10 protein-coding genes are annotated in these 17,193 nt (G+C 55.6%); 5 read left to right on the plus strand and 5 right to left on the minus strand.

Annotated features, from left to right (window positions below; translation table 11 throughout):
* Window positions 1–161: 161 nt before the first annotated feature.
* From aspT to ACR0DK_RS07510, 4 genes are read left to right on the plus strand one after another with little or no spacing between them, the layout of a single operon-like run.
* Window positions 162–1,847 carry an aspartate-alanine antiporter gene (aspT, locus tag ACR0DK_RS07495; protein WP_480735476.1) on the plus strand — a complete coding sequence of 562 codons (1,686 nt, stop codon included), beginning with the start codon at window positions 162–164 and terminating at the stop codon, window positions 1,845–1,847.
* 18 nt (window positions 1,848–1,865) lie between these two features.
* A complete protein-coding gene (locus tag ACR0DK_RS07500; protein ID WP_170663495.1) occupies window positions 1,866–3,482 on the plus strand; it encodes a bifunctional aspartate transaminase/aspartate 4-decarboxylase in 1,617 nt (538 codons plus the stop codon).
* A 55-nt stretch (window positions 3,483–3,537) separates the two neighbouring features.
* Complete coding sequence (locus ACR0DK_RS07505; protein WP_480735478.1) at window positions 3,538–5,439, plus strand: PAS-domain containing protein; 1,902 nt, start codon at window positions 3,538–3,540, stop codon at window positions 5,437–5,439.
* On the plus strand, window positions 5,440–6,141 hold the full coding sequence (locus ACR0DK_RS07510) for a response regulator transcription factor (protein ID WP_480735479.1): 702 nt from the start codon (window positions 5,440–5,442) through the stop codon (window positions 6,139–6,141).
* Window positions 6,142–6,215: 74 nt separating this feature from the next.
* Here the strand turns inward: ACR0DK_RS07510 and ACR0DK_RS07515 are convergent, their stop codons facing one another.
* The 5 genes from ACR0DK_RS07515 to ACR0DK_RS07535 form a co-directional block, all read right to left on the minus strand.
* Window positions 6,216–7,526, minus strand: a complete 1,311-nt coding sequence (locus tag ACR0DK_RS07515; RefSeq protein ID WP_480735481.1) for an HlyD family type I secretion periplasmic adaptor subunit — start codon at window positions 7,524–7,526, stop codon at window positions 6,216–6,218.
* A complete protein-coding gene (locus tag ACR0DK_RS07520) occupies window positions 7,510–9,642 on the minus strand; it encodes a type I secretion system permease/ATPase (RefSeq protein ID WP_170394544.1) in 2,133 nt (710 codons plus the stop codon). The genes ACR0DK_RS07515 and ACR0DK_RS07520 overlap by 17 nt, the downstream gene beginning before the upstream one ends.
* Window positions 9,639–9,821: a hypothetical protein gene (locus ACR0DK_RS07525; protein WP_170394547.1), complete on the minus strand. Its 183-nt coding sequence runs from the start codon at window positions 9,819–9,821 to the stop codon at window positions 9,639–9,641. Before ACR0DK_RS07525 ends, ACR0DK_RS07520 begins: the two co-directional genes overlap by 4 nt.
* A gap of 367 nt (window positions 9,822–10,188) precedes the next feature.
* The gene (locus ACR0DK_RS07530) at window positions 10,189–11,037 is read right to left on the minus strand and encodes a SapC family protein (RefSeq protein ID WP_480735483.1); all 849 of its coding nucleotides are present in this window, start codon (window positions 11,035–11,037) and stop codon (window positions 10,189–10,191) included.
* A gap of 22 nt (window positions 11,038–11,059) precedes the next feature.
* Complete coding sequence (locus tag ACR0DK_RS07535; protein ID WP_480735485.1) at window positions 11,060–14,914, minus strand: Ig-like domain-containing protein; 3,855 nt, start codon at window positions 14,912–14,914, stop codon at window positions 11,060–11,062.
* 349 nt (window positions 14,915–15,263) lie between these two features.
* Between ACR0DK_RS07535 and ACR0DK_RS07540 the strand changes: the two genes are divergently transcribed.
* On the plus strand, window positions 15,264–17,177 hold the full coding sequence (locus ACR0DK_RS07540; RefSeq protein WP_480735486.1) for a M10 family metallopeptidase C-terminal domain-containing protein: 1,914 nt from the start codon (window positions 15,264–15,266) through the stop codon (window positions 17,175–17,177).
* The last annotated feature ends 16 nt before the right edge of the window (window positions 17,178–17,193 follow it).

Below are 17,193 nucleotides of genomic sequence, written 5' to 3' on the forward strand. Positions count from 1 at the left end.
ATGTCCTTTGTAAGGTATCGTGAAGCCGAAGTTTTCCTGTTGCGGTTGTGTGTTCGAACAGGCGGCTTGGTCGGGCAGTAAGTGGGCCAATTGGGCGCTTCTTCACCTTGTCTCCGGCTTTTGCCTCAAATGCCTGTCAGGCGCGGATTGAGAGGTGATTGATGGTCGATTGGCTGGTGCATATTCTTCAAAATTACCCTGAACTGGCGGTGTTCCTGTCCATCGGTATCGGCTTTCTCGTTGGTCCTTGGAAACTGATGGGGTTCAGTCTGGGCACGGTCACGGCAACCTTGTTGGCGGCGGTGGTGATCGGACAGGCCCAGATTGAAATCGACTCGGCGGTCAAATCGACTTTCTTCATCTTGTTCATCTTTGCTGTGGGCTACGGTGTCGGACCTCAGTTCATCCGCGGCCTGAAAGCAGACGGCGCTCGCGAGGTGTTCTTTGCGCTCAGCGTACTTGCGCTTTGCCTTGTTATCCCAATCATCGCAGCTAAGGTCGCGGGTCTGGAACTTGGCTATGCTGCGGGGCTTTATGCCGGATCGCAGACGATTTCAGCGGCGATCGGTGTTGCCACCGACCAAATTGGCCAGCTGGGCCTGTCGGCGGAACAGGCCAAAACCTATGCTAACCAGATTCCGATTGCCTATGCGGTGACCTATATTTACGGCACAATCGGGTCGGCCATCATTCTGGCCAAGATCGGCCCGCGTCTGATTGGCGTCGATCTGGTCGCGGCCTGCAAGGAATATGAGGCTAAGCTGGGTGGCACGACGTCGGTTGAAACCGGTGATGGCATCGTCTCGGCATATCGCGCGATCGAGGCGCGGGCCTTTGAGATCCCAGAAGGTAGCGATCTGCTGGGGCAACCGGTCAAAGATCTGATGCCCGGTATCCGCATCTATGCCGAACGCCTGAGACGTGACGGGAAGATCATAGAGGTAGATGATAACACCGTATTGCAGGCCGGAGATGTTGTGATGTTCTCAGGCCGCCGCGCTGATCTGGTGGGTTTGCTTGAGACCAATCTTACAGAAGCTGACGCGCCTGATCTGCTGAGCATACCGTCGGAAAAACTGGATGTGCTGATCACCAGCAAAGAGGTTCATAACAAGACGCTTGAAGAGCTAAGCAAACTGTCGATCGCGCGGGGCATTTATGTCTCTAAACTGATGCGAAACATGCAGGATTTGCCGCTGCTACCCGGGACAGTCGTGCATCGTGGTGACATCGTCACAATTCAGGGCAGCAAGCGGCATGTCGAGGCCGCAGTTGCCCAGATTGGCTATGCCGACCGCCCGGTAGACACCACGGATCTGGCCTTTGTAGGCTGGGGGATTTTCATCGGCGGCATTATTGGAACACTGTCAGTCATGATGGGTGGTTTCCCGATCAGCCTTTCCACCACCGGAGGCGCGCTGCTGGCCGGGCTGGTGCTGGGCTGGCTGCGCACGGTCCATCCGACTTTCGGGCGCATCCCGGGTCCGGCGCTTTGGTTGATGAACACTCTGGGTCTGAACGTGTTTATCGCGGTGATAGGGATCACCGCAGGGCCGGGATTTGTCGCGGGACTGCAACAGGCCGGTATTGCGCTGCTGCTATGGGGAATCGTCGCGACTTCGCTACCAATGATCTTTGCAGTTTACGTCGGGCATTACGTGTTCAAATTCCACCCGGCCATTCTGTTTGGTGCCTGCGCAGGTGCACGCACCACGACAGCGGCGTTGGGTATGATCCAGGAAGCCGCGCAAAGTCGCATCCCGGCGCTTGGCTACGGAATGCCGTATGCGATCGGGAATACATTGCTGACCATTTTCGGGATGGTCGTCGTTTTGGTCTTAAGCTGATTTGGAGAGGTTCACGTTATGGATAGAGTAACGCTGCACGATTACGAAGCACTCAGCCCGTTTCAGATCAAGGATGAGCTGATCAAACTGGCCTCGGCCGAGGCGCGTAAGGCCAATAGTGCTTTCCTGAACGCGGGGCGCGGCAATCCTAACTGGGTTGCCACGCGTCCGCGTGAGGCGTTCTTTGCCCTTGGTCAATTTGCTATAACTGAATCCAAACGTGTGATGGATCACCCCGCTGGTTTAGGCGGAATGCCGGCGCAAAAAGGTTGCCATGGACGGCTGCAAAGCTGGGCGTCTGATAATTCCGAAACGCCGGGCGTCGATACGCTGCTTGAGCTCGTGGCGCATGCTATATCCGCATTTGATTTCGATGCGGACGAGTTTGTGCATGAACTGACGGATTCGATCATCGGTGATAACTATCCGGTGCCTGACCGCATCCTGAAACACAATGCCACCATTGCCCATGAATACCTGATGTGGTCCATGTGTCGGGGCCACCGGCCTGACGCTCAGTTCGATCTGTTCGCAGTCGAAGGCGGCACGGCGGCGATGTGCTACATCTTCAAGACGCTCAAAGCCAACCGATTGCTGAACCCGGGTGACACGATAGCTCTGTGCACTCCGATCTTCACGCCTTACTTGGAAATGCCTGAGTTGGAGGATTACAGCCTTGAATCCGTGCATGTGGAAACCGATGAAGAGGATGGTTTTCAACTGACCGACCAAGCAGTGGAAAAGTTGAAAGATCCCAAGGTAAAGGCGTTCTTCCTAGTCAATCCCGGCAATCCGTCTTCGGTCGCGCTCAGTACCGCGTCACTTCGCAAACTAGCGGACCTAGTTGAAAATCACCGGCCTGATCTGATCGTGTTAACGGATGATGTTTACGGCACCTTTGTGCACGATTTTACCTCGGTCATGGGCCATCTGCCGCGCAACACAATCGGTGTGTATTCCTACTCGAAGTATTTTGGCTGCACCGGCTGGCGTCTCGGCGTGATTGCCGTGGCGCAAGACAACATCTTCGATCTCAAGCTGGCGGATCATCCGGATGAGATCAAACAGGCCCTGGACAAGCGCTATGGCACGCTTAGCCTGACACCACGTGACATTCGCTTTATCGACCGGCTTGTGGCCGATAGCCGCGATGTGGCTTTGAACCACACGGCGGGCCTGTCGCTGCCGCAGCAGGTGATGATGACGCTGTTTTCACTCAGTGAATTGGTCGACAGCAAGAAAATCTATCAGACCGCCTGCATGGAACTGGTTCATCGCCGTTTCAAACTGCTGACCGAAGCGATGGGCATCGAGGTGCAGGCAGGTGAGCATTACGACGCCTATTACGGCATCATCGATTTCGAATATTGGTTGCGAAAATATGTCGGTGAAGATGTCGTGGCTTGGATCAAGCAGAATGTTCACCCATTGGATATTGCGTTCAAATTGGCGGAAGACTATGGGATCGTTCTGCTGAACGGCAGCGGATTTGATGCTCCGGGCTGGTCGGCTCGCGTGTCCTTTGCGAACCTGCCGGACGAGGCGTATTCTCAGATCGGGACAGCCGTTCGATCAGTGGCACGCGGCTATGTTCAAGCCTACCGTGCCGCGAACAATTTGCCGCTGCACGGATAGGTGAATCTCCCTACACCTGCGCCTGAACTGGTGATACCCATGGGCGCAGGGGAGGATGAATTTGGACATTTCCGAACAGCGCATCAAGGCGATGACCACGGCTGGCCTGAACCTGATCGGTCAGGCGCTGTCAATTTATGACAGCCAATTGCGTCTTGTGGTCAGCAACCTGCGGTTTCAGGAAATGTTCGACCTGCCAAACGAACTTGTCGAGCCGGGGGCTCTGTTTCGTGACACAATTTATTTTCTCGCTAGCCGCGGGGAATACGGTTCGGTCGGCGATGTTGACGAGATGGTCGAGCTACGCGTTTCACAGGCCCTCGCGTTCGAGCCGCATTATATGGAGCGCACACGGCCTAATGGTCAGGTGATCTCGGTCGAAGGTGCACCTTTGCCCAATGGGGGTTGGGTGGCCGTCTATACCGACATAACTCGCACGAAGCGGGTAGAAGATTTGCTGCGTGCCCGTTCAGAAGAACTGTCTGGCCAACTTCTGAGCCATGCCGAAGAGCTTTCCGCAACCAACCGCAAACTGGCCGCGACCATCACCGCGCTGGAAGAAGCCAAGCGTCAACTGACAGAGATCGAGGCCCGCACGCGGATGACGACCGAGATGATGCCGGCTCATATCGCGCATCTGGATGCCGATGGACGATACGATTACTCAAACCGCCGCCTCAGTTCGGTCATGCCCGGCCGTCCGTCTGACATTCTGGGCCTTCATATATCAAAGGCTTTGGGGTCATCTGCCTATGACCGGGTAAAGCCACATCTGGAACAGGCCTATGGAGGCCAACCTTCGGTTTTCGAGTTTACCGAAGATCAGGATTCACGCCGCATTCGGGTATCATTCACCCCGGATAAAGCGGGTGGTGTTTATGTCATGTCGGTGGATATCACCGAAGAAACTCAAGCCCGTGTCGCCCTTCAGCAAACGCGGCGCAGAGCCATGGCGGCGCAGATGACAAGCGGGCTTGCCCATGACTTTTCTAATTTGCTGACCATCATTCTGGGCATGCAGGCGCGATTAGAGAGGATGGATCTACCCGAGGAAGCCGATCAGCTAGTCACGGCTACGCAACAAACTGCCCGACGCGGGGGGCAACTGCTGAATCGCATCGCAGACATGACCGGCAATCGCACGCCGCAACCTCAGGCGACGGATATGCGCGGTTTACTTGAGGATTTGCGAATCCTTGCCACCCCGTCCTTGCCGCGGGGCATGGGGTTGTCGGTGGTCAATACTCTACCCGACAAGGCGCTGATGCTCGATCCCGGCATGGTTCAGGATGCACTGCTGAACCTGGTTCTGAATGCGCGGGATGCTTGCGGCACATCGGGCCAGATCACGATCACTGCGCATGCAATCGGGACAATATGGGTTGAGATCACGGTGTCGGACACTGGCCCGGGGTTTACCGGGGAAGCATTAAAGAAAGCGTTAAACCCATTCTTTTCCACCAAAGGCAGCGATGGCTCGGGGTTGGGACTTCCAATGGTCTACGACACGGTAAAGCTGGCGGGCGGTGACCTTAATTTGCGCAACACGCCTTCTGGTGCTTCGGTCGTGATACGTTTGCCCTACCGTCCTGCCCCGTCCGCGCAAGCGGGTCTCGTATTGTTGGTTGAAGACAGCGATGACCTGCGCAGTCAGTTCCGGGACATGCTGGTCGATTTGGGGTGTTCGGTGATCGAGGCAAGCTCGGTCGATGAAGCTTTGACCTTGACGTCGGAAATCGGTGATATCGCGCTGGTTCTATCAGATATTAAGCTGGAGGGCGAAGGCACTGGGATCGACATTGTCGACCGCCTGAATGGTGCGTTGCCCTGTATACTGATGACGTCGCTGCCGCTAAATGACCCGCTACATCATCAGGCATTGACCCGTGCACCTGTCCTAAGCAAACCATTCACATCGTCGCAATTGTCGGCGTTGATCCGAACCGAGGCCGCCTGAATGACACAACCTTTGGTGACCATTCTCGATGACGAACCTGAAATCCGCCGTATCCTAACGGAAGCGCTGGAAGATGCCGGGTTTCAAACTCAGAGCTTTTCACGTGCCCGTGAATTTGAAGCTTCGCTGAAAAGGGTCACTCCGGATCTGTGTTTGGTGGATTTATCATTGCCGGATACCGACGGTCTTGCACTTGTGCACAAACTTGCGCTTGAGCAAGGTGCTGCCGTCATCATCATTTCAGGCCGCGCTCAGGTACAGGACCGGGTAACGGGATTGGAGCTTGGCGCAGATGATTACATCACCAAACCATTTGATCCAGCCGAAGTAATTGCTCGGGTCCGCGCCCGGCTACGCTCTACTGGACCAGCAACGCCGAATTCAAACATAGCCGAATTCAATGGTTGGACCGCACAGTTTGATCGATATGTCTTGATCAATGCCGATGGCGTCGAGACACCTTTCAGCCACGCCGAAGGTGAGGTTCTGCGATTGTTTCTTGAAAGTCCCAAACGCCTGATCAGCCGCGCGCGCATGCAGGACATGTTGGGTGGCGGGGCAGGTGACAGCTTTGACCGCGCTATGGATGTTCGGATTTCCCGCTTGCGAACGAAGCTGGGCGAAGATCCCAAAAACCCGCGCCTTATTAAAACGATATATGGTGCGGGATATATCTTTCTTGGTGACGTGACCTGGTCTTAGTCGTCGGTCCCCCCCGACGCCTAAGATGTCTATCGGCTGGCGCTTTGCTATCTGCTGCCCATCTGTCGTTCTCTTCAATCGCGCAGCGCCTCGTCTTTTATCTTCAGAACAGGTTGGATCAGATAATCAAGAACTGACTTTTGGCCTGACAGAATATCGACTTGAGCGATCATTCCTGGGATGATTTCAACCGCTGTACCACCCGCATCCAACATCGTGTCTGAAGTCTGAATTTCGACGACGAAAACCTCTTCTTCACTTCGTTCCGAGCGAGTGATGGTGTCGGCACCGATTCGAACGATCTCACCATCCAGACTGCCGTACCGCGAAAAATCGTAGGCCGTGATCTTGATTTTGACCTTTTGCTCTGGGTGCAGGAAGGCGATGTCCTTGGGTCGAACATAGGCTTCCACCAACAATCGGTCGTCCAACGGAACAATCTCAATCAGTTCCTCACCGCTTCGGGCCATCCCGCCGATCGTCGTCCGGTGAATCCGGTTTACGACACCCCGTACGGGGGCCCGGATCTGCGCGCGAGACGCACGGTCACGCAAAGAGGGCAGGGCAGGTTGCAAGGCGGCAAGCTCTGCCGAAACCAAAGCCAGATCAGTTAGTGCGGCACTACGAAACCGACTGCGCGTCGCGCGGACCTTGTCATCCACTTCATCCAGCCCGGCCTTCAACCGGTTGATCATCGCCTCTGCTCTGACCTTGCGGCCTTTCCATTCCGCCTCGCTACGGCGCAGGGCCAAAAGGGTTGTTGCCGGTTCCATCTTCTGTTCGACCAATGGCACCATCATAGCGCGCTCATCGGCCAACACATTCAGGGTCTCGGTTGACGTGACCTGGTCAACCAATCCCTCTTCGTACTCGCGTTGCCGCTGTTCGCGCTGTCGAGAGAGAATTGCAATCTCAGCTTCAAGTTCTGCTTTCCGACCGTGGTACAGCGCAGTCTCCGACCGCACGACGTCTGGCGCGCCAGTCAGAAGATCGTCGTCAAACTCAAGCTCAGCCCCATCGATTTCGGCACGTAGTCGTTGTGCGCGGGCCATCAAACCAAAGGCACGCTGTTGCTCTTGGCTCAACTCTCGCTCGATCTGAGTAGTATTCAGCTCCATCAGCAATGTACCAGCCTCAACCACCAGACCCTCGCGCACGTGAACGGACCGCAAAACACCGGGTTCGGTCGCTTCGATCACCTGAATATCGCCGGATGGCACGATACGCCCATCTGCCCTCACGACATCGTCGAGTTCAGTTAAATGAGCCCAGGCGACGGCGCTTATCAAACAACTGAGTATCAGGAGCAGCAGCAATGATCCCCGCAGCGGTGACCCTCCACGCATTTCACGGGCGAGGCTTTCCAGATCAGGATGCCGCGACATTCAGATGCCTCCCGTGTTTGCGAACTGTCTGCGTCAGGATGTTTTTGGGTCCGTCCATCGCAATTTTGCCATCCTCAATCACTATGACCCGATCAACCAGTTCCAGCAGGCTGGTTCGGTGCGTCACGATGATCATCGTGGTATCTGGCGTGGTCTTTTTAAGGCGGCGTATAATTTCGGATTCGGATTTGACGTCCATCGCGCTCGTAGGCTCATCCAGCAGCAGAACAGGAGGATGCCCGATAAGCGCCCGGGCCAATGCAATCGCCTGCCTTTGACCACCTGACAATCCTTCTCCTCGTTCGGCTACAGGCTGATCATAGCCCCGTGGGTGCCGCGCGATAAAATCTTCGACACCTGCAATGCGCCCTGCACGGATCAGTTCATCATCACGCGGGCGCACCGACCCGCTGGCAATGTTTTCCCGGACGGTACCGGAAAACAGCCAGATGTCTTGCAAGACTGAACCAATATTTCGCCGCAAGTCGCCGGGATCAATCTGGCGAATGTCCAGCCCGTCCAACATCACCGAGCCCACGCGCGGTTGGTAGAGGCCCAACAATAGTCGCGCAATCGTACTCTTGCCCGACCCGATCTGGCCCAGGACAGCGACTTTTTCACCGGGTTCGATTGTAAATGAGACACCTTTCATCGCATCTTCCGTTTGATCAGGATATGCGAAATGAACATTGTTAAACGTTATCCGCCCGGAAAACTCGGATCTGCTGATCCAAGATTTGCCTTCAGGCCGCTCATTGCTCGCCTGCATTAACGTGTCCAGATTGCGGTAGGCACTGCGTGCCTGATTGACACGTGTCAGGGTTTGCGCCAATTGTCCCAGCGGTGCCAGGGCACGGCCGGTCAGCATCACCGACGCAACAAGTGCCCCCATGCTCGTCTGGCCATCCGTGATCAGAAATACACCATAAAAGACGATAAGAACTTGCGCGGCCTGCTGAGTAAATCCAGTTAGGTTCAGGGCAAATTGAGTAACGGCCCTGCTGCGTGATCCGTAGTTTGACTGGCGTGCAATTGCACCTTCCCACCGCATTCGCATCTGCCGACTGGCGGCGGTTGTCTTGATGGTTTCCAAGCCTGATACAGCCTCAACCAGAACAGATTGCTTGGATTGTCCGTCTGCAAAACTTTGTTCAGCAAGACGCGACAGGATCGGTTGAACAGCCAGTCCGCTGAGAAGAACGACTGGTACAGCGAGTGCCGGAACAAGCGCCAGCGGGCCGCCCACCATATAGATCGCGAATATGAATACCGCGATGAATGGCAAGTCTACGACAGCGACGAGTGTGGCAGAAGTGAAGAATTCACGCAAAGTTTCGAATTCGCGGATGGTACTGGCCATTGCACCCGTTGAGCCCGTTCGGGACGACATGCGAATATTCAGTACCTGGTCAAATACTCGCCGTCCCATGGACATGTCAGCATTCTGGCCGGCGCGATCTATGAACCCCGCGCGAAGTAGCTTCAGCGCGAAGTCAAAAAGAAGCGCCAACCCCACGCCAAGCGTCAAAGCAATCAGCGACTCGGTCGCCTCGTTGGGCAAGACCCGGTCGTAGACGATCATGATAAAGACTGAGGTCGTAAGCCCCAGAACGTTTGCCATTGCCGCAGCCAGCGCCACCTGAACGTAAGACCAGCGGTTTGCGGAAAGTGCCGACCAGAACCAATGACCCCGCTGATCAGCCTGATCGGCGTTACCCTCGTCGCGGTGCAAGGGTCGAAACAACAATGCATAGCCCGTGTAGATTTCGCCCACGCCGCTTTCGGGAACCTCTCCGATACCGTCATCCAAAGCGGGGTCGTAAAGCAATAGATCGCCATTGCGCGTACGCCCGTGGTACACAACGGCGCGATCGCCTTCCAACAACAAGATCGCAGGTGCCAGCGGTGCATCAAATGCCGAAAGCTTTCGCGCACCAAACCCGACCTGCAGGCCTGCTCGTTGTGCCGCGTGCATCGCATCGCGCACGGTCAACTCATCTGTATCACCAGATTGGCAGGCGTTCAGTGCTGCAACTGTCAATGGCCGCTCAAGTGTCGCCGCGACATTCAACAAGCAAGCTTCCAATTCGGTCAGAGTTGCACGATCAACATTCATAGCGACTTATCCAGCGTGTCCATCGTGAACCCCGGAAAACCCAGAATGGTCTCGGTTCGGATCGATGAGGTGTAATTGGCCAAAGCGAAGTTCTGTTCTGCCAGAATCAGCCGTTCCTGTAGCTGCATGTCGTTGCGTTTCGCACCCGACACTCGGGATCTCGCAGTCAATACATCCATTCTAGGTTCATGACCTTCCGATACCCGCCAGTAAGGGGGCGCTTCACTACTATTGGAGTTCGTCTGAACGGGCCGCGCTATCAACCCCAATAAGGCCTGAGCCAAGAATGCACCGCCAGCGGCATTCTGGTAAGCTTGGATTGTCCTTGTTTTGGACCCACTTCGTGCCACAATCGAACTGCTCTGAACAGCCTGTCGCACTTGTTGGTCAAAAGCGTTCTTTGAAAGTTGTTTTGATCGTGCTGTTGCGCTTGCTCCGGTCGTTCCTCGCGTTAAAGATGTCTCGACATCGGCTAGGTTGGGCGTTGAGGTGCAGGCTGAAACTGACAGTAACCCCGCTGTTATGCCAAGGATTCCAAGCCCGAGCTTAACCCATTGCATGGATCGCGCCCTCCTTGCATTGTCCGTGCCGAACCTCTTCAGCAAGTGCAGTCATGAATCCGCCAAAGGTGTCGTTTTGTTCTGAACTCCTCGTGCCTGATTGGCTCTGTGCACTGGACAGCCAAACGCAATGCGACAGGGATACTTGATGAGCGTGAATCAACCGTAGCGCGCCGCTGGAAAGCAGGGCCAATTTATAAGACTCGGGCAATCGTTCCAGCAGAATTGGATCAACGCCCCAGTAACCCTCGGTCAAAGTGACGCCATTCTGTTCGTCCAGTGGTACAAGCAGACCCATTTCAGCGATCAAAGAGCAGACTTGGTCCGTTTTGTTTGCCGAGGCCAGGCGATTTTGCAGAAAGCGGCGCACATCGCATAGATCCTGCGTCAAAAGCCCGTCCACTGTAAAAAATGGTTGGTCCTTAGGGTCATGTGTTACCAACCCTGAGTCCTCGTCGACAAACAGACGTGACCGAGAGTCGCCCTTTTTTGAGGCTTCTGCCTGGAATGGAAAGCAACGCAACGCTGAGGGCACATAAGGCGCAAGCCAGCGACCGTTTTGGTCGACGAAAGGCGGTGCCATTTCCGGGATGACTGAGAATAGTGCGACGGGAGAAAAACCTGTTTGGTTTGACAGGAACACAATCGGAAAAGATGTGGCAATTTGCGGAACTTCTGAGATGACGATAGGACAGGCGTCCATCTCTGCAACAAATTGGTATGATGTGAACCGGCGCCAGAATCGATTCCTGTGCCGTACAAGGCTGACTGGGAAAAGGCCGTTCTCTGCCATGTGATCCTCTTGTTCTGAAGAGGCGAGGCTACATTTGTGCATCGCCCCAAGCTACGTGCGCCGTTTAGGCTGAAGCGCCAGTTGGGTCAGTGATCAGGATGTTGTCGTCGGACAAACTGCTCAGATTGGAAAGGCCATCGAACTGTGCAAGCGCTTCGACCGACGCCGAATCTGGGCCAGAGTAGTCAACCTTGACCAGAATGCTGTCAGTGCCGTCCGTTGCCAGCAGATACATCTCATCACCTGATTGAGCACCATTCAGGTTTTCGGCTGCGCTAGCGATTGTATCCAGATCAAGGTCCGAAAGCGTGGTCTCCAGCCCGATGAAACCGGTGTTGGCACCAATTGTGCCGCCGGCCACCAAGGTCTCCACACCGGTCCCGTCGCCGCGAAGCGATGTGGTATTCAACCCCTGGAACATCAAGGCGTCAGAAACGCTGGCTGCTGGGCCCAGTGTGAAACCATTGATCGTATCAATGCCATTTGAAGATGGGTCAGCTTCGAAAACGATGACGTCTCGACCCCCCCCGGACACATCTATGGTGTCGTCGCCCTGGTTGCCGCGGATGACATCATCAACATCCGAGCCCGTAATGGTATCATTCCCACTGGTGCCGAGATGGAGCTGTGATGGCCCTCCGTCTGGAGTGGTCAACGTCAAGACGATGGGTTGGTTCGCGTCCTGAACTGTCATGGTAAATGTCACCACAGGCTGCGATAAATCCCCATAGCTCGTGGCCGCGCCCGCGAAACTGATTGCGGAACCTCCATTCGGGTTAGCCAGAAAGAGATTGAAGTCAGGGTTTTCTGTCTCGGAGCCGCTATCGTAGGTCGCCACCGAAGGATCGAACCCCAGCTCGGCGGTAAAGGCCAGACCGCTTGAGATATCGCGATCGGAATCTGCGTAGACCTCGAACGTCACTGTCGTTCCGCTGCGACCGGCTTCAACGATGGTGTAGGCCGCCGGAACATGAGCAATTGCCTGTTCGGACACCGGATCAGGATCGGGGCCGCCTGCGACTGTCGCCTGTGCCGCGAAATCGAGGGCGTCTCCCGCTTCAATCGAGGCAAAGCTTGCAGCAGGCGCGGACAGGGTCCAGCTCCCATCGGCTGCAACTGTGGCCGAACCAAGCGAGACCGAGTTAAGCGTGACATCGACCGCTTGTCCGGCAGACAGGCCTGCGGAACTGCCTGATACGGTCATTCCAGTGTTTTGTGCATCGCTCAGCGAGACGGCATTGTTGGAACCCAGATCATCGATATAGAGGATAGGCTTGAAATCCGTAGCCAACATGGTTGTCGCATCGGTTGCGGGGTTTCCTGCGGCGTCTTGAACCGAGGCCGTGACCGCAAAACTGCCGCCATCTGCCAAGCCGGTCAAATCCGCCGAAGGAATGCTTGTGCTCCACAAGCCACCCGAAACCACCGCGCCGTAGGTCTGACCATTCAGGCTTACAGTGACAGTCTGCCCGTCCTCGGCATTTGTTGTCCCCGACACGCTGACATCCGTTCCCTGTTCAACGATATCCAGAACGGAACCAACCGAAAGCGGGTTCAATGCAATTGTTGGTGCGCTGAGGTCGGTGCCGAAGCTGGTGGTCGCCGCATTCGTGTTGCCAGCCGCATCCGCGATCGATGCATTCACGTCATAAGGTTGACCGTCCTGCAGGCCGCTCAAATCGGCAGCGGCAGCTGTGTAAGTCCAGGTGCCGCTGTTGACTGTAGCGGTCCCGCCGACCAGAACTGCACCTCCGGACTGGACAATTTGTACTGAAACTTGCGTGCCATTCGCGGCGTCAGATGTCCCCGATACGACCAGATCCGTTGCCTGTTCGGCTAGGTTCACCACGGCTCCGTCGGATAGCGATGAAATGGCAAGCGATGGGGCGGTGAAGTCCGTGTCGAAGCTGTTGGTCGCCTGTATCGCCAGATTACCGGCGGCATCCGAGACATCCGCTGTCACGCTGATCGTGGCCCCATCGGGTAGCGCCGCCAAATCCGCCGAGGGGACACTCACCGACCACCCCCCGGTTGAGGCCTGTCCAGTGTAGGATTGGCCGTTCAGATTTACGGTGATTGTCTGACCATCTTCGGCGGATGTAGTGCCCGTAATGGTCAAGTTCGTACTACGTTCCGCAGCATTCAAAACCGCTCCGCCCGAAAAATTGTCGATACTCAGAGTTGGGGCGGTAACATCTTTGGATAAGTTGACGCTGGCTTGCGGGGCGACAAGGCCGTCGGCGTCCGTCACGTCGCCCGTGATATTGAAGTCTCCACCATCGGCAAGCGCTATGAGATCGGCGCTGGGGATTGTCACAATCCAACTGCCGCCCGAGACCGAGTCGGTATAAGTCTGCCCATCAAGGGTTACTGTTACCTGCTGCCCGTCGGTTACGTTCCCTGTTGTCCCGCTTACGACCAGGTCAGATCCGGTTTCGACCGCATTCAGGATAGCCCCGACCGACAAGGGAGTGATTGCAATTGATGGGCCCGTAAGATCGACCGGAACGGAGACCGATATTGGTGTTGCCGAATTGCCTGCTGTGTCGCTGACGGCAACTGAAACGGATGCGGGCACACCGGTAGCCAAACCAGACAAATCGGCATTCGGGATCGTCACTGACCAACTGCCGCCCGATACAGAACCCGTGTAATCCTGACCGTCGAAAGATACATTGACCACCCGGCCGTTTTCAGCTGTGGTCGTGCCCGACAAGACAAGATCCCCAACGACATCGGCCAGATCTATTGAACCGCCACCCACTGGGTTTAGTGTCAGATCAGGCGCGGTCAGATCAGTGTCAAAACTTCCATTGGCCTGAGCTGCTGGGTTCCCAGCGCGATCCGATACATCAGCCGTCACCGTGACGCTTGACCCGTCTGGCAGCGTGGTAAGATCTGAAGCGGGCACCGAAACGCTCCAGCCGCCGCCCGAAACGGTGCCACTATAGGATTGTCCACCAATCGCTACCGTTACGGTCTGCCCATTCTCGGCATCCGTTGTGCCAGAGATTTCGAGATTTGTGCCTTGTTCTGCAGCATTCATTACCGCACCCGCCGAGAATGTATCGATGGTCAGGACCGGCGGAATGGTATCAACGTCGAACCTTGCGGTTTCAGCCGATAGCTCCATCCCGCTACCATCCAGATGGCGCACGGAAACATCCGAGATCCCCTGAGGCAGGGCCGCTGCCTCGGCCTGCGTCAGTGAAACGCTCCAGCTTCCGTCGCCTGCAGGAGTGACTGATTTTGTCACCGATCCGATGGTAACTTCGACAGTCGTTGTTCCATCCGGCGCTGTTGTTTGGCTGCTGAGATTGCTCAATGCGTTTGATTGCAGCTCAGCCAGGTTCAGGCTGGGCGGTCGAGGAGGTGAGGGGGTAACGGTGGGTTCGGCATCAGTTTCATCGTCGCTGTCTCCACCGCCGCCGCCTCCGCCACCGGCAGCTGCAGCACCGGCTATTCCCAGCCCGCCCAAGGCCAGCCCGGCACCGCTTACGCCACCTGCGGTCGCTGCGGTCGCACCTGCGGCCTCTGCGGCTAGACCTAATTGTGCAATTTCGCCGACGACTTCATCTGCAACCATTATGGTGCCGTTTTCCAGAATCTGTACGTTCTCGGCAGAGACAACAATCGTCCGCCCATCTGTCAGTTTCAGCTGCACGTCGCCATTCGAAAGCAGCTTTGCCACCCGAACGCCCGGAATTGACTCAGCAAACTGATGTGACGCAAGCTGTTCATCGGTGGCCTGCGCAAGAGCTGGTAATGCGAATAGTGTCGAGCCAAGGCCGCCAGCAACCCCGCGTCCTACCCATCGCTGAAGTTTTTTGTCGAACCATTTGCGGATATGGCGCGTACGTTGCGCATCGGGCCCGGCGTCCGTGGTCGATTTATTGGTCGAAACGGTATCTTTGGTCATTTTGCCCTCTCATTAGATGGACGCTGGTCGTTGCGTGATATGCTGTTTTCGGCCGATCTGGTCTGTGGTTTGATCTTCTGAGCCATTCGACCGCTGCGAAAAATTTGAGTTAATCTGGAACTGAAGTCCTTGTTTTCACCACATTTCTGTTCTGGTTCAGAACCGAACATCGCTTCATCCTGTATGTGTTGCCAGGGGTGGCAGGGGGTAACGGGCGATGATGCTTCAGTTCGAAAGAGTGGTGGCAACGGGGACCGCAGCGCTCGATTCAGGTATCGGCGATACGGCTTTAAAAACGTTTAACGGGGAAACGTATCTTTACAGCACGAGCGGATCCGGGGGAGGGCTCGTGTCTTGGCGCCTTGTGGAGGGGGCTGGCCCACAAGAACAGGACCAACAATATTTCGATGCCTCGATTGCCTATCAGGTCGGGCACAGCGGAACCCCGATTCATCTGGCGGGCAATGATCAACTGGTCCTCGACGTCGATACTGCCACAGGGCTTGTGGGTTATGAACTAAACGCGGATGGCACTATCGGTGCCTTGCAAGAAACCAATGCCTTGACTGGCGGCGGGGATATCGCTGCAGCGGTCCAGGTAACGATTGGGGCTGGCGACTTGCTTGCGCTTGCGCATGAGGACACAGGCCAGATCGGCACCTATAGTATCAATGGTGATGGATCGCTGAGCCCGGCGCATAGCATCAACGCGTCTGCCAGTACGCTTCAGACCCTGCAATCGGGGTCGAATCATTTCATTGTCGGCGCAGATGCAACCAGTGGAACAATCTCGTCATATTCGATCGATCAAGGCAGTGGCGTGCTCTCTGAGGTTGCCGGTAATGACGATATCCAAACGCTGGGCATCAGTTCTCCTACTGCGGTTGAGACAATTCAAGCCTATGGAAAGTCATGGATTGTTGTGGCTGGATCGCAAAGCAATTCGCTAAGCGTTATGGAATTGGGCGTCAGCGGGCGGTTAAAGCCGACGGATCATATTCTGGACACCCTGCATACCCGGTTTGGGGCCGTACAGGATCTTTCAGTCCTTGAGGTTGATGGTCGGGTTTTCGTGGTGGCTGGGGGCGGGGATGATGGGATCACACTGTTTACAATGACGCCGGACGGGCAGCTCATCCATATGGATAGTTTTGCTGATACCCTGGACAGTGGATTGCAAAATGTTCAAACGATCAGCGTTGCGCATATGGGGGATGAACTGCAGATATTTGTATCATCTCAACACGATGCAGGGCTCACTCAGCTGAGTATATCGATTGCCGACCTTGGAATTGTTGCCGAAGGATTCGGAACAGTAACCGGGACCGCGCAGGACGACATGCTAAAAGGCGGCATACTGGACACTATTCTGGACGGCGGAGCAGGGGACGATATGCTGATTACGGGCACCAGTTCCACGACCATGACGGGTGGTGCTGGCGCGGACATCTTTGTGATCCGCCAAACAAGCGGCCCGACTTTGATCACGGACTTTCAGGCCGGCACCGATCGTTTGGATCTGACCGACTATCCTTTTCTGCGCACCCCAGCGCAGTTGGATTTCACTTCCACCGCTCGAGGCGCCCAAATCGCTTATCGCGACGAAACGATAGAACTTGTTTCAGCTAATGGCACGTCCCTGACAACTGAGCAGGTATTCGGCGCAGGGTTTGGTGGTCCTGATCATATTCCTGTCAATCTGGGTAGCGGGCCGGATAACAACTCATCAGATGGGGTAGCTGGTGGGTTCACGCTGAATTCGACAACTCCAAACGCAGCGTTGGGAAATGCTGAAATCCGGTTCACCCCAGACGGAGGGTCTGCAGTTGTTGCGCAGGCAAATGCACAAGGTGAATTTGATCTGGATCTACCAGACGGCGCGTTTTCCGGCCAATTGGACATCATTAAATCGTATTCAACGGCAAGCAGCGAGATAACAGCGCTGGATGCATTGCAGGTTTTGCGCATGTCGGTTGGACTTGATCCGACATGGGGTCCGGCAACGGCCGAAAATTACATCGCGGCCGATATCACCCGGGATGGATCGGTAAACGCGTTGGATGCACTGGCAATTCTTCAGGTTGCGGTTGGCCAGCCTTCTGCGCACAACGCTGAGTGGGTTTTTCTGGATGCAAATGCGGATCTATCCGGAATTTCACGCAGCAACGTCACCTACGAAACCGGAGCAGAGGTCACAATTGTTGATAGTGATCAGTCGGTCGACATGACCTCAATACTGCTTGGCAATATCGAGGCAGTTTGAATGCGACTGCGTGACC

It is taken from the genome of Ruegeria sp. CE6, assembly GCF_056537485.1.